Source organism: Nocardiopsis sp. NPDC006938, from assembly GCF_042869555.1.
In the GTDB taxonomy this organism is placed as follows: Bacteria; Actinomycetota; Actinomycetes; order Streptosporangiales; family Streptosporangiaceae; genus Nocardiopsis.
This window is the reverse complement of sequence record NZ_JBIAGA010000014.1, coordinates 126,512-142,818: the sequence shown is the minus strand read 5'-3', so window position 1 is coordinate 142,818 and position 16,307 is coordinate 126,512. Positions and strand designations below refer to the sequence as shown.

The 16,307-nt window shown below is 68.4% G+C and carries 14 protein-coding genes; 13 read left to right on the top strand and 1 reads right to left on the bottom strand.

The annotated features are described in order from the left end of the window. The first annotated feature begins 84 nt into the window (after positions 1-84). The 6 genes from ACFYL4_RS20705 to ACFYL4_RS20680 all read left to right on the top strand — a co-directional run bounded on the left by ACFYL4_RS20705 (position 85) and on the right by ACFYL4_RS20680 (position 5,691). Positions 85-765: a hypothetical protein gene (locus ACFYL4_RS20705; protein ID WP_357759568.1), complete on the top strand. Its 681-nt coding sequence runs from the start codon at positions 85-87 to the stop codon at positions 763-765. A 411-nt stretch (positions 766-1,176) separates the two neighbouring features. Beyond that, entirely contained in the window at positions 1,177-2,982 is a 1,806-nt protein-coding gene (locus ACFYL4_RS20700; RefSeq protein WP_387520077.1) for a glycoside hydrolase family 15 protein, read from the top strand. A 289-nt stretch (positions 2,983-3,271) separates the two neighbouring features. Next, positions 3,272-3,820 (top strand): hypothetical protein, encoded by a 549-nt coding sequence (locus ACFYL4_RS20695; protein ID WP_387520048.1) that lies wholly within the window; start codon positions 3,272-3,274, stop codon positions 3,818-3,820. Between the two features lie 5 nt (positions 3,821-3,825). Then, entirely contained in the window at positions 3,826-4,173 is a 348-nt protein-coding gene (locus ACFYL4_RS20690) for a hypothetical protein (RefSeq protein WP_387520046.1), read from the top strand. 40 nt (positions 4,174-4,213) lie between these two features. Continuing rightward, complete coding sequence (locus ACFYL4_RS20685; protein WP_387520044.1) at positions 4,214-5,161, top strand: hypothetical protein; 948 nt, start codon at positions 4,214-4,216, stop codon at positions 5,159-5,161. Beyond that, positions 5,158-5,691, top strand: a complete 534-nt coding sequence (locus ACFYL4_RS20680; protein ID WP_387520042.1) for a hypothetical protein — start codon at positions 5,158-5,160, stop codon at positions 5,689-5,691. Before ACFYL4_RS20685 ends, ACFYL4_RS20680 begins: the two co-directional genes overlap by 4 nt. A gap of 221 nt (positions 5,692-5,912) precedes the next feature. Here the strand turns inward: ACFYL4_RS20680 and ACFYL4_RS20675 are convergent, their stop codons facing one another. After that, positions 5,913-8,105 carry a protein kinase gene (locus ACFYL4_RS20675; RefSeq protein WP_387520040.1) on the bottom strand — a complete coding sequence of 731 codons (2,193 nt, stop codon included), beginning with the start codon at positions 8,103-8,105 and terminating at the stop codon, positions 5,913-5,915. Positions 8,106-8,273: 168 nt separating this feature from the next. On the opposite strand from ACFYL4_RS20675, the gene ACFYL4_RS20670 reads away from it, so the two are divergent. From ACFYL4_RS20670 to ACFYL4_RS20640, 7 genes are all read left to right on the top strand, one after another. After that, positions 8,274-9,923, top strand: a complete 1,650-nt coding sequence (locus ACFYL4_RS20670; RefSeq protein ID WP_387520038.1) for a protein kinase — start codon at positions 8,274-8,276, stop codon at positions 9,921-9,923. A 144-nt stretch (positions 9,924-10,067) separates the two neighbouring features. Beyond that, positions 10,068-10,466 (top strand): hypothetical protein, encoded by a 399-nt coding sequence (locus ACFYL4_RS20665; RefSeq protein ID WP_387520036.1) that lies wholly within the window; start codon positions 10,068-10,070, stop codon positions 10,464-10,466. Then, entirely contained in the window at positions 10,463-11,233 is a 771-nt protein-coding gene (locus tag ACFYL4_RS20660) for a hypothetical protein (RefSeq protein WP_387520034.1), read from the top strand. The genes ACFYL4_RS20665 and ACFYL4_RS20660 overlap by 4 nt, the downstream gene beginning before the upstream one ends. Beyond that, entirely contained in the window at positions 11,230-11,580 is a 351-nt protein-coding gene (locus ACFYL4_RS20655) for a hypothetical protein (RefSeq protein WP_357759590.1), read from the top strand. The genes ACFYL4_RS20660 and ACFYL4_RS20655 overlap by 4 nt, the downstream gene beginning before the upstream one ends. Before the next feature lie 17 nt (positions 11,581-11,597). Further along, a complete protein-coding gene (locus tag ACFYL4_RS20650; RefSeq protein ID WP_357759593.1) occupies positions 11,598-12,125 on the top strand; it encodes a hypothetical protein in 528 nt (175 codons plus the stop codon). A gap of 93 nt (positions 12,126-12,218) precedes the next feature. Next, positions 12,219-12,893 (top strand): uracil-DNA glycosylase, encoded by a 675-nt coding sequence (locus tag ACFYL4_RS20645; RefSeq protein WP_357759596.1) that lies wholly within the window; start codon positions 12,219-12,221, stop codon positions 12,891-12,893. 162 nt (positions 12,894-13,055) lie between these two features. Next, positions 13,056-16,307 carry an NACHT domain-containing protein gene (locus ACFYL4_RS20640; protein ID WP_387520031.1) on the top strand — a complete coding sequence of 1,084 codons (3,252 nt, stop codon included), beginning with the start codon at positions 13,056-13,058 and terminating at the stop codon, positions 16,305-16,307.

Here is a 16,307-nt window from a genome sequence, read left to right as displayed (position 1 = left end):
TGGCCCCAACTCTGGATGGTCATCCAATCACCCCACGGATACGTCCCGGCGTGGCGCCGGTGCGCGCGAAAGAGGAGACCGGCCTTGCCCGAACGTCCCCGGAACCCCGTGTCCGCCCTGGCCGGACGTGTGCTGATCACCCCGGTCCTCCCGCGTCCCCGGCCGCGCCGCCTCACTCAGCTCTACCTCGGCCTGTACCTGTACGGCCTGAGCGGCGCCCTGCTCCTGCGCTCCGACCTCGGCGCGATGCCCTGGGACGTGCTGCACCAGGGACTGGCCCACCAGACCGGGCTGTCGATCGGTACCTGGAGTGTCATCGTCGGCGCCCTGCTCATGCTGCTGTGGATACCGCTCCGGCAGCGGGCCGGGCTCGGGACGCTGAGCAACGTGGTCGTGGTCGGCGTCTCCGTGGACGTGTCCCTGTGGCTGCTGCCCGCCACCGACGCGCTGCCGCTACGCGTCCTGATGCTCGCGGCCGGGGTCCTGGTCTGCGCCGTGGCCACCGGCCTGTACATCGGCGTGGGCCTGGGTCCGGGACCCCGTGACGGGCTGATGACCGGCCTGGCCGCGCGCGGGCTTTCGATCCGGTTCGCCCGCACCCTGATCGAGGTGACGGTGGCGGTGTCCGGGCTCCTCCTCGGCGGGACGGTCGGTGTGGGGACCCTGGTGTTCATGGTGACGATCGGACCGCTCGCGCAGGTGTTCCTGCCCCTGCTGCGTATGCCCGAGGAGACACCGGAAAGCCCCACTCTGTCGGGCCGATAGTCGTCCCGGCAGCGCGGGGTGGGGCCCGTGGGACGACCCCCACCCCGGACGAAGGTGAACAATCCCTGACATACCCAACGGATCTCCGAGAGCGCCCGTCCCAGCCGCTAGCCAGGGGCACCAGGGAGCGGGGAGGATGGGTACCGCGGTGACCGTAGGGGGACGGGTCCTTTCCACAACCTCCCTTTTCGCCCGCCCGAGCCTGGGCACATACCGGGGTACGAGACGGCGGGCGGTCCGGGGGGAAGCCATGACCCGAACGACGCCCCGACCCGTGACCGGGTCGGGCGGCAGGTCCCCGACGGAGTGCGCGCACGGGTGGGCGTACGAACGGGCGCGCGGAGGTCGTGAGTGCGGCGCACCACGCCGCCACGGCGCGACCCGCGCCACCGCACAGACGAAGACGACGTGTTGGGGGTGAGCCGCGTGCCCGGCTGGATTGAGGACTACGCAATGATCGGCGACATGCAGACCGCCGCGCTGGTCGGTCGGGACGGGTCCATCGACTGGGCGTGTCTTCCCGACTTCGACTCCTCGGCCTGCTTCTCCGCGATCCTGGGCGACGAACAGAACGGGCACTGGACACTGCGCCCCGCCGACGGGGCGCGGCGGGCCGACCGGCGCCACTACCGGGGCGAGACCCTGATCCTCGAACAGGAGTGGGACACCGATACCGGATCGGTCCGGGTCATCGACTTCATGCCGCCCCGGGGCGGGGTCCCGCACATCGTGCGGATCGTCGAGGGCCTGAGCGGCACCGTGCGCATGAGCACCACCATGCGCATCCGGTTCGACTACGGGCACGTGGTGCCGTGGATGCACCGCGCGGGCACCGAACTGGTCGCCATCGCCGGACCCGACGCGATCTGGCTGAGCGCCCCCGTCGCCCTCAAGGGGCACAACTTCACCCACGACACCACCTTCGACGTCACCGCCGGGCAGCGGGTGCCGTTCGTCATGACCTGGCACCCCTCCCAGGTGGAGGAGTCCGACCACCTGGACGCCGAGAAGGCGCTCTCGCGCACCGAACGGTTCTGGGAGAAGTGGGTGGACCAGTGCACCTACGACGGCCCCTACCGTGAGGCGGTGGTGCGCTCGCTCATCACCCTGAAGGGGCTCACCTACCGCCCCACCGGCGGGATCGTGGCCGCGCCGACCACCTCCCTGCCCGAGGAGATCGGCGGCGTCCGTAACTGGGACTACCGGTACTGCTGGCTGCGCGACGCCACCATCACCCTGGAGGCGCTGATCCGCTCCGGCTACACCGACGAGGCCATGGCCTGGCGCGAGTGGCTGGCACGCGCCGTCGCCGGGGAGCCCCAGCTGATGCAGATCATGTACGGCATCCGAGGGGAGCGCCGCCTCACCGAGTGGGAGGCCGAGTGGCTGCCCGGGTACGAGGACTCCGCCCCGGTCAGGATCGGCAACGCGGCCGTGGGCCAGTACCAGCTGGACGTGTACGGCGAGGTCATGGACGTCCTACACCTGGCCCGCCGCTCGGGCATCCAGGGCGGCGAACACCTGTGGGGGCTCCAGAGGTCGCTGGTCAACTACCTGGAGTGGTGCTGGGACGAACCCGACGAGGGCCTGTGGGAGGTGCGCGGCCCCCGGCAGCACTTCGTGCACTCCAAGGTCATGGCCTGGGTGGCGGCCGACCGCGCGGTGCGCAGCATCGAGGAATTCGGCACCGAGGGACCCGTGGAACGGTGGCGGGCGCTGCGCGACACCATCCACGCCGAGGTGTGCGAGTACGGCTACGACCCCCAGCGCAACACCTTCACCCAGTACTACGGCAGCAAGGAGCTGGACGCGGCCCTGCTGCTCATCCCCGAGGTCGGGTTCCTCCCCTACGACGACGCGCGCGTGGTCGGCACCATCGAGGCGGTCCGTGAGGACCTCATGGTGGACGGGTTCGTGCTGCGCTACCGCACCGACCTGGAGAACTCCGCCGACCAGCTCCCGGGTGACGAGGGCGCGTTCCTGGCGTGCAGCTTCTGGATGGCCAACGCGCTGCTGTCCATCGGCCGCCAGCAGGAGGCCAAGGAGCTGTTCGAACGGTTGTTGTCCCTGCGCAACGACGTCGGTCTGCTCGCGGAGGAGTGGGACCCGGGCGACGGCCGCCAGGTGGGCAACTTCCCCCAGGCCTTCAGCCACGTGCCGTTGGTGACCACGGCGCTCAACCTCGCCGACCGCCAGGGCGGCTGGCGCGCCGAGTAGCCCCACGCCCCCGCAGCCGTACGAACGCCCCCCTACTCCGGTACGGGGGCGTTCGACAAGGTCAAAACCCTGGCCGCAAGTGGCCAGACCCCACCGTTACGCACGCCGAGCTCGCCTGCTAAAAAGACGATTTGGCACCTTACCGGTGCCGGACACCACAGCCGCCTCGCCACCGTGCCCCGAACTGGAGGAGCAAGATTGCGCGCACCGGGCTCCGCGAACATGCACGAGGGAGTTCGGACGTCCGCTCCGAAAACGAAACACCGCACCCAAGGATGGAATCACCCCCTTGTCAAACAACCCGGCACTCGCCGTCGTGCGCGTATTGATGCTCGCGTTTTCTATTATCGCAGCCTCAGTTGGAAGCTACTTTGGATATCAATCCCAGAGAGCCGAGTCAAATCGACTCGATGTCATCGACGAAACAAACAAAAGCCCCGAAAAAGAAATGTTTCAGAAAAGCGAAGACGCCCTGGTCTTGCACAATGTAGCTAAGGGCACATGTGAAACACTCGTCAATAATGGGCTGAAAACGGTCACCGCCCTCCAGGAAGCAACCAAAAAAGCGGAGGACGCGACAAAGTCGCTAGAATCCAAGGAGTTGGATCCGTCTAACACTCTCTTCAAGAATCTTACGGAGAAGATGCTAGGGACGCAGGAAACTACAAGCAAGACGGGAGAAGAGGTCCAACAAATCACCCAGCAGGCACCTAGCGACCCCACTTCGAAAGTGGGCCCCCCAGAAGCTCCATCCGAGACCCTCTCCACGACCACGGAACGGAAACCCGAAGAAGCGCAAAGCCCCCGCAAAAGCAATCAGACGACTCCAGAAATGTGATCGGCATGTCCACGAGCACCACGATCCTCTTCACCGCACTCCTCATTTCGATATTTATTCTTTCTGCTTATTTCATCCAGAAAGTAATGCTGGCGCGATCAGAGATCGTCACTCCAGATATCGACTACATGAACAAGCTAGAGCAAGATGTCAAGACCTTGAGGAAGAGGCACCACAAGACACTACAAGCCGAAGGGGAACTCCTCAACAGGATAACTTCACTCCAACAGGTCGCCAAAACTTTGCGAGAGGAGACCGCCGAGCCCATTTTCAGTTACAGCAAGAGCAACTTCCTTGACTTCAGGGAAAAATCAGAGAGGCTCACTACACCCGAGGGGAATATATCCGAATGAGCACCCCACACCACCACGCCCCCCAGAACGCGAGGCAACCATGGCCATGACGACCATTCTTTGGATTGCGATTCCAGCAGTCGCCGGGGTCGGCTTGATGATTTTCCCTGCAACATACTCGATACTTTTCAATCGACTAAAGACCTACAACAACAAAAGGAAGACGGACAATCTTCAAAATGACCACGAGAGAATAAGAGAGGAATTCGTCAACGACACCCTTGAGAACCTGACAAAAATATCAGAGATCCGAAATGAAATCAGCGTTGAAGTCATTGAAAATGCGAGAGAGCGACTGGACGACATCGAAAACGCCCTCAAAGAATGCAAAGACACCGAAGAAAAGGCGAAACAGCTACTGGCAAACAAGGTGGTCCAACTGCAACCACTCGTCGAAGCCGGGATCCTCCAGAAAACAACCCTTGGCAGATACAAGATCCTTTCATTGCCGAACCTCAATGATGCGGAAAAGAAGGCAGCGGAGCAATTTATCGCACGCCACAACAGTACATGCCGGAATGTTCGTCAAGCGAGACGAGCCCTGCTTCCCCAAATCCGTGAAATGAAACAAGAAAAGAAGCGGCTACAGTTGGTCATTGACAGCGAGCCAGAAGAGCTTCTCCAATCCTACAACCTGTCCGACGACGACCTAAGGGAGATCTCCGAGAAAATCGTGGAATACTGCGATTCGATGCTCAAGGAGATCTCAAGTAAGGGCGATGACCCCGCAGCCATCACCGAGCCCAACTCAGATGTTGCGGAGGAACCGTCCAGCGAAGGAGGAACTCCAATGCATTCAGAAAGGTCGGAAAGTTCACCAGAGGGCGCTACGGATCAAACAGCAGAGGATGTGAGTCCCGCCCCTGCGGCTACCCCTGCATTCCGCCGGGCCATCCTTGAAAATCTGCGCTCTCGCGCAGTCGGGATTCAGGAAACGCTACCCCCGAAGGACATGGAAGAATTGGAAGACAAGGACATGGCCGCATGAACGAAACTCTGGAAACTTCGATCACCATATCCTTTCTTATTCTATCTATTCTAGCCTACCTGGCCCTCGGTCGGGTTTTTTCAGCGTCTCGGCGCAGGCTCCTCAGCGCCAGGGATCAACTGGTGATCGTCGGACTGGAACGTGAGGAACAGGAACAGCTCCTTGAGATAGCACAGAGATCTTTCTGCAAGCGCATATTGGCAGTCCGAAACGTCGAGAAGCAGATCTTCGGACAAATACCAGATGCCGAGCACCAAGAGAAACTCAAGGCCATCGTCACTTCTCAGCAGGCCCGCCAGAATATAGATGGATTTCTGCAATATTCTGCGGCAATCGAACAGAAGGCCAAGGATGAGCAGAAGGATCTGACGCGTCAGCTCTCGGAAAAGCGCGAGCGCATCCAAGTATTGAACCGCAGATTTCGCCTTGTTGACCAAGCACTCATTATTGCGACAGCAATCATCCGTTTCTGTCTGATCGCCACGGTTATTTACACGATCATCAATCTGGCTTTCGGCCCTCTCGCGTGACTCTTTTGATATGCGACGAGCGCACATGCGGTTCCGGTCAAGCTATACATCTGGGAGGGAGGGTTCCTTTCCGAGATCCATGAGATTTTCACCTTTGAACGGTAATTCGGTTCGTCAAACTGGTGCGAGACGGTCCGTGCGAGCGCTCGTGCCTGGTGAAGAGGGGTTGTTCACCAGGCACAAGCGTTCGTACGTACTCTGACCCGTCGTCCGGGAAGCGGTCAGTCGGCGACGAGGGTGGGGTCGGCCCACACCGGCCGGACCTCGTCGTCCGAGCTGTCCACCTCCAGGCGCAGGCGCAGGGCGTCGGAGACGTCGACCTCGATCTCCATCGTCTCGCCCAGCCGCAGCGTCTCCTTGACCTCCGGCTCGCCGTCCACGAGCACGCTCAGGGTCACCGTGCCGCTGGAGCTCGAACGGTCGTCGACACCGATGGTCGCGGTGAAGAGGGTCCAGTCGCGACTCAGGTTGTACTCGGACCACCCCCGACACCTGGCGCAGGTGGTGGAGAGCAGGGCCCGCGAGTACACCTCCCCGTTCATCTCGGCCCGGCCCGCCGACGGCTCCCACCGGCCGTGCGAGACCTCCACCGGTTCCATCTGGGTGATCAGGACGGACGTCGGCTCGGGTTCTGAGGAAGCCTCCTCGCTCGGGGTCGGGGACGACGTGCCCGCCCCGACCGCCTCGGTGGGGTCGGGCTGTTCGGAGGGCGCGGGGGAAGCCTCGGTGGAGGTGTCGGCGAGCTGGGTGCCGTCCGGCTCCGCGTCACCAGTGAGGGAGGGCAGGACCCGGTCCATCACCACGTAGGTGCCCCCGGCCCCGACGACCATGAACAGGACCGCGAAGAGCGCCAACCCGACCAGCAGCGGTGTGCGTGACTTCCGTCGGGGCCTCTCGCTGGTACGCGCGGCGGGCGGCGGGGGCGGAGCGGCGGACGGCCCGGTCGCCTGGGGCCCGCCGTACCCCGGGGAGCCGTGGTGGGGCGTGGGCCGCGACACGGGATGACTCGTCGGACCGGTGTGGGGGAAACCGCCGGGGCCGCCGGGCCGGGCACCGCCGGTGGCGTCGCGCGGCTGGGGCGGCACCGGGGGGCCGCTGGGCTGGGACGGGGGCGGCACCGGGGGCAGCCGGGGACCGGGGACGTTCCCGCCCGTGTGCGCCGGGGCCGCCGTGCCGGGTGGCGGATCGTCCCGCCGCTCCCCGGACCGGGCGGAGGGGACGCCCCGCATGCCGCCGACCGGACGTCGCGGTTCCGGCGCGGCCCGGTCCCCGTCGTCCTCGCTCCTGGCCGGAGGGATGTCGGGGCCGGATGCGCCGACCGGCGGCGGACCGGTGAAGCGGGCGCCCGACGGGGGGTCGGCTCCCTCCACTCCGGAGTCGTGCTCGGCGGGCACCTCGGGGGCTGTCCCGGGTGCGGGGCTCACCAGGCTGGCGGCACCGAGCGCGTCACCGGGGTCGCCAGGGTCACCGGGGTCGCCGAAACCGGCGGGGTCGGAGGTCGGAGCGGTCCACGGCACCGAGGAGGTCGCCAGGGAACGCAGGGCGCGGACCCAGTCGGAGGCCCCGGGGCGTTCGGCGGGGTCGACCGAGAACATGCGCATGACCAGCGCGCGCCGTGACTCCTCAGCCTCGGCCACGAGCGGAAGCTCCGCGAGCCTGGCCCGCAGCTGCTCCGGGGCGGGCGGCGGGTCCTGGCCGGTGAGGGCGAAGTAGGCGATCGCCCCGAAGGCGTAGCGGTCGGTGGCGGGTGAGAACTCGCCGTCGAAGATCTCCGGGGCCGCGTACCCGGGGGTGAACCAGGGGCGCGCGGTCATGTGGCGTGCGGCGATCCGGCTCAGGCCGAAGTCCACCAGGGTGGCCTGGCCCTCCGAACTGACCATGATGTTGCCGGGTGAGAGGTCGCCGTGCACCACCACGCGTTTGGAGGGGGTCGCCCGACCGGAGTGGAGCACGTCCAGTACCTGGGCGATCTGTTCCAGACAGCGCATGACCTCGCGTCGGCCGCGCGGCCCCTCCACGACGTTCTCGGCCCGCCAGTCACGCAGGTCGAGTCCGTCGACGTAGTTCATCACCAGGTAGAGGGCACGCTCGTCGGCGGGGCCCTCCCCCTCGACCGTCCCCGCCGCGGGGTGCTCGGGGGCGCCCTCGAAGTGCTCCCGCACGCCCACGACGCCGAGCCGGTTGATGAAGCGCAGCAGTTCGGCCTGTTCGCTCCAGCGGGCGCTGAGTTCGGCGAACTGCTCCTCGTTGGAGGTGACGTCGGAGTTGAGGACCTTCACCACGACGGGTTCGGTCTGCCCCGCCAGGCTGACCTGCGCCAGGTAGAGCGTTGCCTCGCCGCCGCGCCCCACGACACGGACCAGACGGTACTTGTCCGGTTGGGAGTCCGGACCTACGTAGAGATTCAGGCTCACGGCTCTGACACTCTTTCCACACGGGGGATCAGGGGGGATCGGGTTTCCGGGTGCCGTCGGCACAGCAACACAGTAGCTTCAACGGCTGTACCCTGACGCCCCGTACGGCCACGGGACCGCCGCGACGTCCGGTGGCGGCGCCGAGCACGGTCCGAAGGTGGGGTACGGGTGGCGGAGGACAGGGTTCTGAGCGGGCGGTACCGGCTCGTCTCGCTCCTGGGCAGTGGGGGGATGGGGGAGGTCTGGCGGGCCCGTGACGAGGTGCTGGACCGCCCGGTCGCCGTGAAGCTGATCCGGCCGGGCCGGGCCGACCCGGCCGGAACCGAGGCCCGGTTCCGGCGTGAGGCCCGGCTGACGGCGCGCCTGGCCGGTCATCCCCACATCGTCATCCTGTACGACTTCGGCCACGACTCCGATGACGCGCACGGGACGGACTCGATGTTCGCGGTGATGGAGCTGGTACGCGGCCGGTCCCTGAGCGCGCTGTCGAAGGAGAGGGGGCCGCTGCCGCTGGGCCACGCGGTCGCCCTGGTGTCGCAGGCGGCGGCGGGGCTGGGAGCGGCGCACGCGGCCGGAATCGTGCACCGCGACGTCAAGCCGGGGAACCTGATGGTGGTCGAGCGGGGCACCGGCGACGGCACCCTGAAGGTCCTGGACTTCGGGATCGCCGCGTTCACCGACGCCGACCGCAACGACCGCATCACCCGGACCGGGCAGGTGGTGGGCACTCCGCTGTACATGTCGCCGGAACAGGTGCGCGGTGACCGCGTGGACCGGCGGAGCGACCTGTACTCGTTGGGCGCCATCCTGTTCCTGCTGTTGACCGGGCGCCCGCCGTTCCGGCACCCCAACCCGCTGACGGTGCTGCGCATGCACCTGACCGACCCCGCCCCCACAGTCCGCGCCCTGCGGCCCGAGGTCCCGGACGAGCTGGCCCGGCTGGTCGCGGTGATGCTGGCCAAGAGCGCCGACGACCGGCCCGCGCACGCCGAGGACGTGCGGGAACGGCTGGCACCCTTTCTGCTCCCGCTGCGCCCCGCCCCGGCCCCGGGCCCGTCCGTCTCCCCCACCCTCCCGTACACCGAGGAGGCGCTCCCGCCGGGAACCGCCCCGCGGGAGGAGACCGACCCGGACCGGCTGCGCGCGAGGGCGGCGGCGGCCCGGGAGCGCGCGGCGGCCGGTGAGTTCGACCGGGCCGCACGGGAGCTCCGCGACCTGCTGCCCGCGTTGCACTCCGTGTTCGGCCCCGACCACCCCGACACCCTGCGGGCCCGCCGCCGCGAGGCGTACACGACGGGCAAGGGCGGGGACCACGAGCGGGCGGTGCGCGGTTTCGAGGCTCTGCTGCCCGACCTTCTCCGGCTGTACGGTCCGTGCCACCCGGAGAGCCTGGCCGCCCGCTACTACCTGGCGACGAACGCGGGCCGCGCCGGGAACCACGCGCTGGCCGCCCGGACCCACGCCGCCCTGATTCCGGACCTGGTGGCGGCGCACGGGGCGGACGCGGAGAGGGTGCACACCACACGGCTGTACCTCGCCTTCGAACTGGGTGAGTCGGGCGACCCGTCCGGCGCCGTGCGGGAACTGGGCGAGCTGGTCCCCGACCTGGTCCGAGCACGTGGGGAAGGCGATCCGCTGACCCTGCGCGCCCTGCACTACCGGGCGGCCTACCTGGGGGCGGCCGGGCGTCCCGCGGAGGCCGTGCGCGGGTACGAGGACCTGGTAGCGCTGCACGCGCGCCTGCACGGGGAGGGCTCCGAACACACCCGCCTCGCCCGCGCCCGACTCGAGCGGTGGCGCGAGCGCGCCCGCCGCTGACCGCACCGGCGGAGCGGTCCCGAGTGCCGCGCGCTGGCCGGAAGCGGTCACGTGGGGTATCCACTCTGGCACTCGGAGGGCGAGGGCGGAACACTGTCCTCAGAACAGGTCCCCAGAACCATCACCGTCACCGGAGAGGGCCCCGTGCTCCAGGACTTCGCGGTCTACGCCATGGCGGCCTCCGTGGTCGTCATCTTGCTGAGCAACGCCGTGCACGGCTTTCTCCAGGGCCACGGTGAGAGGACTGAGGAGGACCAGAAGACGGCCCGACTGGATGTGATGGACGGCCCGGAAATCGGCGTCCGAAACTCCCTGACGCAGCTGTCCGCGACCTACGAGGAGATCGCGTTGGCGGCCTCGAGGCGGTCCGGACACGTCAGGAGCGCGATCGACTCCGTTGAGCGTGAGGTCGAGGTGTTGCGCGAGATGGACGACGCCTTCCCTGAGTCGAGTGCGGCGGAACGGGAGATCCTCGAGACGACCGCCAGGGCGCTGCGAGGTTCCCGGGAGCCGGGCGAGGGCCGGACGGAGGGTGAGCCGTGACCGCGTTCCTGGTCGTCACGGCCGTCCTGTTCGTCGGCGCCGCGGTCTTCAACGTGGTCGGCAGTGTCAGGCTGCACCTGTTGAAGCGGGAGAACGAGAAGCGTCAGCTGCGCCTCACCTCGCTGGAGAAGAGGAGCGCGCTGCACACCCTTCGCCGAGAGTCCCGGAGTCTGCTGTGGGACATCGAGCGCCGCCGTCAAACCATCGCCGAGAACGGACGCCGCGACGCGCGACGCGACGACCAGTCCGTGCGGTGGCTCTCTCACAGGCTCGGATCGGCCAGGCGGGACTTCGAGTACCGGCTCGCGACACTGAACGTGCGTTTCGAGCCCCTCCAGGTCGCCGGAAACGTGAGCAGGAGGGACGATGGAACCTACGAGGTCGTCTCACTGCCCGGACTCACCCAGGAGCAGGAGCACCGCGTCAGGTCGGTGATCGAGCGGGCCAACCGCTACGTCACGACGGCCCGGGAGTTGCTGCTCAACGCCGAGCGCAGGGGCCGTGAGCTGGAGCGGGCGCTGACCGAGGCCGAACACGCCGTGGGCGGTACCGGGGCGGAGGCACTCGAACGGGCCGGGGCTCCGGAGGACCGGTACCGGGACGTCCTGCGGGAGGTCGTGCGGGTCCACTCCGCGCCGCCACCGGCCACGCCGGGGCCCTCCTCGAACATGGAGGACCGGTGGGAGTCCTCCAGGAACGACCTCGTCGACCAAGCCGGGCAGACCCTCGACCACGGGTTCTCCGATTCCCCTGGAGTGCGGCAGTGACAGCTCCCGTCAGTTCGACGCTCCTCCTGGCCGCCCTGATGGTCGCGATGGTGCTGATCGTCGTCTCCGTGGTGCACGCGTTGAGGGTCGACGCCGCGGGCGTCGAATCACCCGAACTGGAGGACCTGGATTCGCTGGAGGGGGTCCTGGAGTCCCACCAGAAGCGCAGGGACGAGATCGCTCGGGCGGACACGGCACTGCGGCTCAGGATCACGTCGCTGAGCCGTGTGTCGTCACGACAGGAGTCCCCGGAGCGGACGGTCGCGGACGAGTACGCCGCGAGGGAACTCCTCGCCTCCAGAGCCCGCTCCGAGGAGACGCTCCCCTTCGGTTTTCGAGAGCTCTGACCCGAGGAAAGGCCTCCATGTCTCCCGAGAGCGCGGCCGCCGCTGTCTTGATCGTCGTCTCCCTTCCGGTGCTGGTGGCCCTGAAGGCCGTGCACCTCGTCTGCCAGCGGCGGGCGATCCACGCCACCGACCGCCTGGTGGTGACGACCCTGCTGCTGAAACGCAGTGAGGGCGAACTGGAGATCAGCCGCGCCTCGCTCCGGGAACGGCTGGCCGCCGTCCGCGACCACGAGCGGCACGTCCACGGTGCCATGCCCGCCGCCGACCACCCGGAACGGCTCGAGACCGTCGTCGGTCCGGCGGAGGCCCGTCGGCACCTGCGTGACCTCCGGGAGCGCGTTGACGATGCGGAGCGGCGGGCCGGGGAACAGCGGGTGGAGCTGAAACGGCATCTGGAGGCGAGGCGGGAGCGCCTCCACCGAGCCAACCGGCGGCTGCGGGCGGTCAGCCGAAGTGTGGCCGTGTCCGCCGCCCTCGTCCGGGCCCTTCTCGGCGTCGCCGTGCTCTACGCCCTCGCGGAACTCCTCCTCGACCTGTACGCGTGACCCCGGTACCGGGAGGTCTCCAACCGGTGTCGCTTCGGGGCGAAACCTCCGGAGCGGCCGTGGTTGTCCGCGGCTGGCGCTAGTGTTCTGGCCATGTCGAACAAGGACCTGAACGAGATCATGGACAGCGGCTGGGCGAAGGCGCTGGAGCCGGTCGCCCCCCAGATCGCCGCTATGGGTGACTTCCTCCGCCAGGAGGTCGCCGAGGGTCGCACCTACCTGCCCGCCGGGGACCACGTCCTGCGCGCCTTCCAGCAGCCCTTCGACGACGTGCGTGTGCTCATCGTGGGCCAGGACCCCTACCCCACCCCGGGCAACGCCGTCGGGCTGAGCTTCTCCGTCGCCCCGGAGGTGCGCCTGCCCGCCAGCCTGCGCAACATCTACAAGGAGATGGGCGAGGACCTGGGCACCCCCATGCCCTCCAACGGCGACCTCACCCCGTGGACCGAGCAGGGCGTCCTGCTGCTCAACAGGGTCCTGACGGTGGCTCCGGGCAACGCCGGTTCGCACCGGGGCAAGGGCTGGGAGGCCGTCACCGAGCAGGCCATCCGGGCCCTGGCCGAGCGTGGCAAGCCGCTCGTGGCCATTCTCTGGGGGCGTGACGCCCGCAACCTGCGGCCGATGATGCCGGGGGTCCCGTGCGTGGAGTCCGCGCACCCGAGCCCGCTCTCGGCCCGCAACGGGTTCTTCGGTTCCCGGCCGTTCAGCAGGACCAACCAGATGCTCACCGAACAGGGCGCCGAGCCGGTGAACTGGCAGCTGCCGTAGGGCGTCCCACCCGTGGTGGGCCGCTCCCCCCTGGGCGCCCGCCCAACGAACAACCCCATACCCGCGACACCCCTTCTGACGTGCGGACTCGACGCCTCCCCCGGTGTCGGGTCCGATCGCGTTCCCGCCCCCAGGCACCCCCGGACGTGGAAGAGGCACACGATGGCCCGACGGCTCACCTACAGTGACGCGCTCACGATCCTCGGCGACGGCGACTCGGAGGTCCTCGACCTCGCGGAGAAGGTGGCCGACGGCGGCCTGGGACTGGTGGGCGTCCCCGACCTGTTCGGCCTGCGCGGCGCCCTGGTGGGCAGGGGCCGTCGGTTGTTGGAGGGGCTGGGCGGCCGGCTGCGGGGGCGGAGCCGCCAGTCGCGGACCGAGAGGATACAGGCCGCGTACCAGGTCCTGGTGGTCACCTCGGCCTTCGAGGCGGCGGACGAGGCCTTCACCCGGATCGGCATGCCCTTCGGGCTGGACGACCTGGAGATCACCTCGCAGGAGCAGTTCGCCGTGCTGGGCGACGGTCTGGACGCGTTCCCGGGGTTGGGCACGGCGTTCCCGATCGCGTCCTCCCCCGAGGACCACGGCGCGTTCGTCCGCGACTTCGCGGCGGTCGACATCGCGCACTTCGTCTGTGGTCTGGCGGTGGCCGAACGCTACGGGATCACCACGCAGACCCATCCGCTGATGCGCAGGTTCACGGAGGCCATGGCCTTCCTGGCCCCCCGCCACCTCGACGAGAACGTCCGGCGGCTCGCGGCCGAGGTCCCCGAGTTCGGGATGTGGCTGCACCTGGACGAGCACGCGCGGACCCGCCGCGAGATCGGCACCGGCCTCTCCGAGCTGCGAGAACAGTTGACCCGGATCGGTTCCGGGCGTCCGGTCACCCGCCGCAGGCGCGAGCTGACCGCGTCCTACCAGACCGTGCTGGACCGGCCGGTGCTGCGCTCGAACGACGTGCCGTCCGGTCTGTCGCTCCCCTCGCTGCGTACCGCCTACGTCCCGCCGCGAGCACGGATCGCCCTGGCGCAGGAGTACGGCAACCCCAACCCGGCCAGCGACGCGTGGTGGGAGGACGTCCCCGTCCGGGACGACCTCCAGGGCGCCGTCGCCTCCCTGATCACCCACCCACGGGCCAGGGAGTTCCCCACTGTGGTCCTCGGACACCCCGGGGCGGGCAAGTCCAAGTTCACCGAGATGCTCGCCGCCCAGCTGCCGCCGGAGGACTTCCTGCCCGTCCGGGTGGAGTTGCGATCGGTCAGCGCCAACGCGCCCCTGCACGTGCAGATCGAGGAGGGGCTACGGGCCGACCTGCACACTCCGGTGTCCTGGCGGGAGATGGCCGACGACGCCGACGGCGCGCTGCCGGTGATCGTCCTGGACGGTTTCGACGAACTCCTCCAGGCGACCGGGGTCGACCGCTCCGACTACCTCGAACGGGTCCAGGAGTTCCAACAGAGGCAGGAGGCCCTGGGTCAGCCGGTGGCGGTGATCGTCACCAGCCGCACCCTGGTGGCCGACCGGGCGCGGTTTCCCGTGGGGACGACCGTCATCCGCCTGGAGCCCTTCGACGACGCCCGGATCGAACGGATGCTCGGGGTCTGGAACGACGCCAACGCCGACGCGCTCGCCTCGTCCGACCTGGAACCCCTGCCGCTGGAAACGGTGCTCCGCTACCGGGACCTGGCCGAACAGCCGCTGCTCCTGATCATGCTGCTGGTCTACGACGCCCACGACAACGCCCTGATGCACGCCTCGGAGGAACTCTCCCACGGGGAGCTGTACGAGCGGCTGCTCACCATGTTCGCCCGGCGAGAGGTCGACAAGCACCGGCCCCACCTGGGCGGGCGCGATCTCGAACGGGCGGTCGAGGACGAGCTGCGCAGGCTGGAGGTGACCGCGATGGCGATGTTCGCCCGGAGCCGCCAGAGCGTGCGCGCCGACGAACTGGACGAGGACCTGGCCGCCCTCATGCCGGAGTCGGCCCACCGCCCCGACCACCCCGATCTGCACGGCCGGATCGCCCCCGCCCACCAGGTTCTGGGCCGGTTCTTCTTCGTCCACGAGGCGCGGTCCAAGACCACGGACGGCACCAGCAGCGCCTTCGAGTTCCTGCACGCCACGTTCGGCGAGTACCTGGTGGCCCGCATGGTCGTCGCGGTCCTGGAGGAGCTGGTGGAGGACCGGTCCCGGGCGTCCCGGCGCCGGAGCCGCGTCGCGCACCTGGACGACGGCGAGCTGTACGCGCTGGCCTCCTTCGCCGCCTTCGCTGGCCGGGACCGGGTCGTGGGCTTCCTGGACGAGCTCCTCACTCGGCGGCTGGAGGGGGAGCCGGGGCTACGCGAGGAGGTCCTGGAACTGCTGGTGGAACTGTTCCGGGAGGCTCCCTTCCCAGCGCCGAACCGATCGTTCGCGGGGTACGAGCCGGTGCGGCTGCCCGTCACCGGACGCGAGGCCCGGTACACGGCCAACCTGGTGACCCTGCTCGTGTTGGTGAGCGAGGGGCCGATCCCCCTGGAGCGCCTCTACCCCGACGCCACCGACACCTGGCACTCCTGGCGGCGCACGGTGTCGCTGTGGCGGGCGCTGTCCGCCTCCCAGTGGTTCGGCATCGTCGACCTCGTGCGCATGCGTCACCTCGGATACTGGGATCTGCGGCGGCCCCACAGCGTGCTCAGCCGTGACCACGGCGAACCGGTCAACCTCGGCGAGTGCGTGGGATTCGAACTGCGCGCCGACTCCCCCGGGAACCCCGCGACCTTCAACCCGTACGAGGTGGAGGTGCCGTACCGGACGGTGAGTTCCCGGCTGCTGCGGTCCACGGCGATCCGGGCCAACGGAACGGCCTCACGGCTCGCGCTGCTCCTGACCCCCTACATGCGCCACGTCTCCCACGACATCGGCACCTGGTTGACGGACGAGGACGGGAAGGCCTGGGTGGAGACCCACGAGGTGTTGCGGCTGCGCCTGGAACCCCTCGACCAGCTCACCGAACACCAGTTGCCGGAGCGGCTCCGGAGCTATGAGCGGCTCCTGGCCGGTCCCGTGCTCGGCGGGGTCGAACTCGTGACGCTCCGTCAGGCGATGGAGGACCTCGCGCTGTGGCCGTCGCACCTGGACCGGAGGACGATCCTGGAGAAGCAGGTGATGGACTTCCTCAACAGGTGTCGGGACATCGACGACCGGCTCCGAGCCTCGACCGGGTCCGTGGTCCTGCTGCTGGATCAGCTGCGCCCTCACATCGATCACTGGGACGCGGGCCTGCTCCTGCGTTGGAGAAGTCGTGTCCTTGGTTCACCGGCGGCGCGTCCGGCGGCCGACGCCGAGGACGAACGTCCGGCCCGCGTTCGCAGGGTCAGACGGTCCACCCCGCCCTTCGGCTCGGCCGGGCCGCCGCCGGACGGCCGCTCCTAG

What these genes read in the sequence shown, in the direction of transcription:
- ACFYL4_RS20690 (WP_387520046.1), top strand. Translation starts at nt 3,826, where the DNA reads ATGTCCACGAGCACCACGATCCTCTTCACCGCACTCCTCATTTCGATA.
- ACFYL4_RS20685 (WP_387520044.1), top strand. Translation starts at nt 4,214, where the DNA reads ATGGCCATGACGACCATTCTTTGGATTGCGATTCCAGCAGTCGCCGGG.
- ACFYL4_RS20680 (WP_387520042.1), top strand. Translation starts at nt 5,158, where the DNA reads ATGAACGAAACTCTGGAAACTTCGATCACCATATCCTTTCTTATTCTA.
- ACFYL4_RS20650 (WP_357759593.1), top strand. Translation starts at nt 11,598, where the DNA reads ATGTCTCCCGAGAGCGCGGCCGCCGCTGTCTTGATCGTCGTCTCCCTT.
- ACFYL4_RS20645 (WP_357759596.1), top strand. Translation starts at nt 12,219, where the DNA reads ATGTCGAACAAGGACCTGAACGAGATCATGGACAGCGGCTGGGCGAAG.
- ACFYL4_RS20640 (WP_387520031.1), top strand. Translation starts at nt 13,056, where the DNA reads ATGGCCCGACGGCTCACCTACAGTGACGCGCTCACGATCCTCGGCGAC.